The following is a 4,315-nucleotide window of genomic DNA, read 5'->3' as shown; positions in this document are numbered from 1 at the left end:
ATCTAAATCCATAACTTTACCAATGGGTTTATTTGCCTCAAAATGGACCGTACAGAAGCGTTTTTAATTTCAATGTGTTTTTATCACAAAATCTTTAAATCGCTCTGTACGGTGCCTTTCTGCCAATTTAAATGCATATCTATTCTCAAAATCATCAGCAAACTTCACTACTTTGCTGTTTATCCTTCAATGCTTTTAAATGCGATTTCATGACTGATGCTCCCGAAAAAAGCTCTGCTTTCAAATTTCTGCAATACTCTGCAAGCTCTGCTCCTGTTGGCATAAAGGTTTTCGATAATCCTTTTGCTTTTCCGCATATGATATCCTTAACAGCCTGCTTTAGAGCGTATTCTGAAGCATCTGATAAGGCTATGCTGTAATTTAAAGCGATAACATTAGGGTCTATATTTGCCGGTATTTTTAGACCAGAAAGCAAATAAGCAGCCGCCTCGATATGTTCAACCGTAACTTTCCGTGAAAGCAGTGCTTGTAAGCGATTACAGTCTTGCAAAACTTGCGATCTCTCCTCCAGCGTCAACGGCTTTCCATGCATAGAGGTTGGAGGGTACACACTCCGGTCCACTCTCTTGGCAAGTGCTTGCAAATGAACTGATAGCCTCTGTATCTCTGCTGCATTCTGATCCATAAGAATCGCTAGTGGTGATTGCTGCTTTGAGTGTACTGAAGCTTTGTGAAAGGCTGTTTGTGAAGTTATTTGTTGAGAGCTTATAGCGTTCGTTTGCATATCGTTTCTCCTGTTCTAATTTCTTGGCGAGCGTTCCATTCTGGTTAATAATCCAACCACACCAAGCACTTTGCCAATCGCGATTGTTTGCATTTCGACATGGGTTGGCTTTCCAATGAAGTTTAAATCTTTCGAATTCTAATAACGCCTCATCCTGCGTTAAGCCTTTATCGATTGCGTATTGCAAATCAGGTTCAAAATCTTCTGGTACGCTTCCAAGTTCTTTTTTCCCCTTACTTCGCTTGGCTTTCTTAGGAACGCTTTCTTGCTCGTGAATGATTGATTGGTTGGTTTGCTCTGATTGGCTTTCAACATCACACTCGATTGGCTCGTCAACCAAATCGATTGTTTCTAAATCTTCAAAATCAATTTCTTTTTTTAATAAAACGTTAGTTTTATTTTTTTTATATATGTTAATGTTATTGTTAATGGCATTGCGTTCGCATTGCGCAACACTATGCGCATCGTATGCGCTCTGCATGCAATCCGCATATGCGTTTTCTTTTATATGATTATTGTCATTTTTACCTTTTGTTTTATGCCATCTAGAATGAGCTGCTTTTGTTGCTGCTTCTGATTTCTCTTTGCTATCATTTAATTCTAATTCAACATCTGGGTTCCACAACCGACCATCTTCTAAACAAATGATATGTCCAGTTTCTAATAAAAGATCTAATGCCTTCTGAAATTTTTTTACTGAGCAGCCAGCCAATAAAGATAACACTTTAAAATTATTCGTAAGCGGCTCTCCTGTGCGAAGCATTTGAAAGCGCAACTTAACATATATGAAACCTTCAAAAGCTGGCAAATATGCAAGATCAAGTAGCCACTTGTCTGCAAAAAGCCTCGTCCATGGTAATTTAATGGACATACCCCAATTCCCTTTCTTTAACTAAATATAAAATTGCTAAAGCATCTGCTTCGTTGTCATCTTTCGGATTGTGCCCTTTTGCACGCACCGCCTTAATCATCTCTTCTTTCGACGCATTCCCCTTGCCTGTCGTCGCTTTCTTAATTGTACTTACTGGTATCCCCTCATACGGTATCTGATGCTGTTCACACCACGCCGTTAACGTTGCTAACAAACCACCGTAAATATGCGCTGCATCTGTACCTTTATGACGCCTCACCTCTTCAAAATACACCACGTCAATTTGACCTGCTGTCTGCTTTATTTCTGATAGCCATTGTTTAAAACGCAAGTAACGCATTCCACCGCCTTCAAAACGGCGCGATTGAAAATTCACGGTACCACTGAACATGTCACCACTTGCACCACGTATCGCCCACCCTGTTTTGGTACCTAGATCAAAACAAAGAATTGTATTATTCATCACGTTTATGAAGCTCTAAAGCCATATTCTGTACTCCCAATAATAACGGAGTCGCTCCCATATTCTACGGTGCCAAGGTAGAGATGCCATATATCGTTGTGGTGTTAACATAGACAATTTATAAGTCGTATTGGAAATGTAATTAAAGTTTGGAACTAGGTGATCACCACGTAATCTGGCGCCACCAAAAACAGCCCCTAAACCACTAATCCAACAATTACCTTCGTGACTGAGGTTCTCTTCACTCTCTACCCAGCCACCTAAATCACCTTTCTTTACTTTGCCAAAGCTTCTCAATGCTCGTATTCGGTGTAACTTGAAAGGACCGAGATCAACTGTATCGTCTGTAAGTTCGTATTTCTTTTTACTACTATTAACTAAATCACAACCACTAATAAAACCTGTATCAATCCATGCATCACCACACACACGGGCATTTCCACAAATTATTGCTGTACCGTATACATGTGCATTATCAAAAACTTTAGCATCAAAATAAACAATGGCATTGCCATAAACATGAGCGTTATCATAAACGTTAGCATTACCAAAAACCTTGGCTCGACCGTAAACCCTAGCACTACCATAAACCTTTGCATCGTCCCCAACCCAACAGTCTCCCTCATGACTTAAATTGCTTTCATTTTCAATAAAGCCACCTAGAGCACCTGCGTACACATCTCTAAAATTTCTTAAAGCACGTATACGATGAAGCGTAACTCCATTAACTTCGATTGTTTCATCAGTAGATTCATACTTCTTTTTAACTGTCATCTTATCCACTCCTCACTTACCCTTCTTCTTACTCTTCTTATTCTTATGAGGCGGCGCTTTTACTGCTTCATCACGCTGTTTAAGCTCTTGTGTTAGTCTTTGAATTTTCTCGTCACGTTCTTTAATTTCTTGCTTCAGTTCTTTAATTTCCTCGTCGTCACGTTCTTCAATCTCTTGCTTCAGTTCTTTAATTTCCTTGTCACGTTCTTCAAGATCCGCATCACATTCATCAATTGTCTGCTTGCTTTCCATTAAATACCTAAACTCATTCTCTTTCATTTTTTTCTTAATATCTTGAACCTGCTCTTTAAGTGCTTTAACTTGGTTGCGATAATGCAATGCAATACGAAACATCACTCCGCTTAAGAGTAAAACTGAAACCACTGCTATCCATAAAATTTCATTCGAACTCATCTTTATCTCCTTAATGCTGTAAAGTTTCTCCGGTGTGATCAACACCGCAGCTCTTGCAAATTTTCGACATTGGGGGGTGTTGCTCTTGCATTAATCTCTGCAAGCGCTCGGGATAAAAAAAATCTTCTGGACGCAAATCTATCCCATGATCACGTGCGTAATTCAAAAGCATAATTTGGTATTTAGCTGGTATAATTCCGCCTTTACCCTCTAGTTTTTTTAAAGGATAAGTCCATTTATAAACAGCAGACACATGGCATTGAGAAATCAATGACACACGTTTCGCACCGCCTAAATATTTTATAATCGTACCTGCTGAATTTTTGATATTCATTTTAATTTCTCTATTTATCAAACGGGCATTTATTCGATTATAGAAAAAATGTCAACATTTTTTCTAAAATAGAAATGTTGATATTTTTTAAAACAATAGGAATATTGATAAGTATGGATATTCAAAAAGAAATAAAAATTTGGGCAAATGAAAAACTTAAAACAATGGGTCATGGGTCCCGAACTGAATTAGCTAAACATATGGGACTTCATACATCTGTTGTATCTAAGATGCTTTCTGTCGATGATGATAAAGAAAGTAGAAGCATATCTGCTGATGAACTCGTTAGATTAACTTCATTTTTTAAAGCTCTCCCCCCTCATTTTATACCCGATAATTGTGATGATTATTTTTTAAAATTATATTCCTCGGCAAAGCCAGAGCATAGAAAAGCCGTCATTTCTTTTCTGCGATCTTTGCAAGAAGAAGATGGAAAATAACCACCCGTTTTTGCTCATTTGTTAATGACGAAAATATTTTTAGAGCTTTTTTAGACTGCTTCATACAGAATTTTCTCCACATTGAAATGAAAATTAAATTACTTTTTTGTGTAGACTATTTGTCTATCACTAAAAAAATTTTTTTCTGTTTTAGAAAAATTATATTGACTTATTCTAAAATCGAAAATATGTTCACTCCATATCTTAGAAAATAACTTTTGCCAATAGGCAGTATGGAGGCATTTGTGAATAAACCAGTGTTTATAAATTCTGA

At 37.5% G+C, this 4,315-nt stretch carries 7 protein-coding genes; 1 reads left to right on the top strand and 6 read right to left on the bottom strand.

The features are described from left to right. Nucleotides 1-154 precede the first annotated feature (154 nt). The 6 genes from ACFINE_RS09235 to ACFINE_RS09210 are packed head-to-tail and all read right to left on the bottom strand — an operon-like array spanning nt 155 to nt 3,601. The gene (locus ACFINE_RS09235; protein ID WP_375621830.1) at nt 155-511 is read right to left on the bottom strand and encodes a hypothetical protein; all 357 of its coding nucleotides are present in this window, start codon (nt 509-511) and stop codon (nt 155-157) included. Then, a complete protein-coding gene (locus ACFINE_RS09230) occupies nt 498-1,616 on the bottom strand; it encodes a hypothetical protein (RefSeq protein ID WP_375621829.1) in 1,119 nt (372 codons plus the stop codon). The genes ACFINE_RS09235 and ACFINE_RS09230 overlap by 14 nt, the downstream gene beginning before the upstream one ends. After that, nucleotides 1,606-2,079, bottom strand: a complete 474-nt coding sequence (locus ACFINE_RS09225; RefSeq protein WP_375621828.1) for a crossover junction endodeoxyribonuclease RuvC — start codon at nt 2,077-2,079, stop codon at nt 1,606-1,608. Before ACFINE_RS09225 ends, ACFINE_RS09230 begins: the two co-directional genes overlap by 11 nt. 15 nt (nt 2,080-2,094) lie before the next feature. Further along, nucleotides 2,095-2,853 carry a hypothetical protein gene (locus ACFINE_RS09220; protein WP_375621827.1) on the bottom strand — a complete coding sequence of 253 codons (759 nt, stop codon included), beginning with the start codon at nt 2,851-2,853 and terminating at the stop codon, nt 2,095-2,097. 12 nt (nt 2,854-2,865) lie between these two features. Beyond that, nucleotides 2,866-3,267 carry a hypothetical protein gene (locus ACFINE_RS09215; RefSeq protein WP_375621826.1) on the bottom strand — a complete coding sequence of 134 codons (402 nt, stop codon included), beginning with the start codon at nt 3,265-3,267 and terminating at the stop codon, nt 2,866-2,868. Nucleotides 3,268-3,277: 10 nt separating this feature from the next. After that, nucleotides 3,278-3,601 (bottom strand): hypothetical protein, encoded by a 324-nt coding sequence (locus tag ACFINE_RS09210; RefSeq protein ID WP_375621825.1) that lies wholly within the window; start codon nt 3,599-3,601, stop codon nt 3,278-3,280. 113 nt (nt 3,602-3,714) lie between these two features. On the opposite strand from ACFINE_RS09210, the gene ACFINE_RS09205 reads away from it, so the two are divergent. Then, a complete protein-coding gene (locus ACFINE_RS09205; RefSeq protein WP_273721234.1) occupies nt 3,715-4,041 on the top strand; it encodes a hypothetical protein in 327 nt (108 codons plus the stop codon). The last annotated feature ends 274 nt before the right edge of the window (nt 4,042-4,315 follow it).

Origin of the sequence: Bartonella sp. AA97HXZ, assembly GCF_042196985.1 — a bacterium.
Lineage (GTDB): Bacteria > Pseudomonadota > Alphaproteobacteria > Rhizobiales > Rhizobiaceae > Bartonella.
Note: the sequence above shows the minus strand (reverse complement) of the source record. Positions and strands in the feature narration are given on the sequence as shown.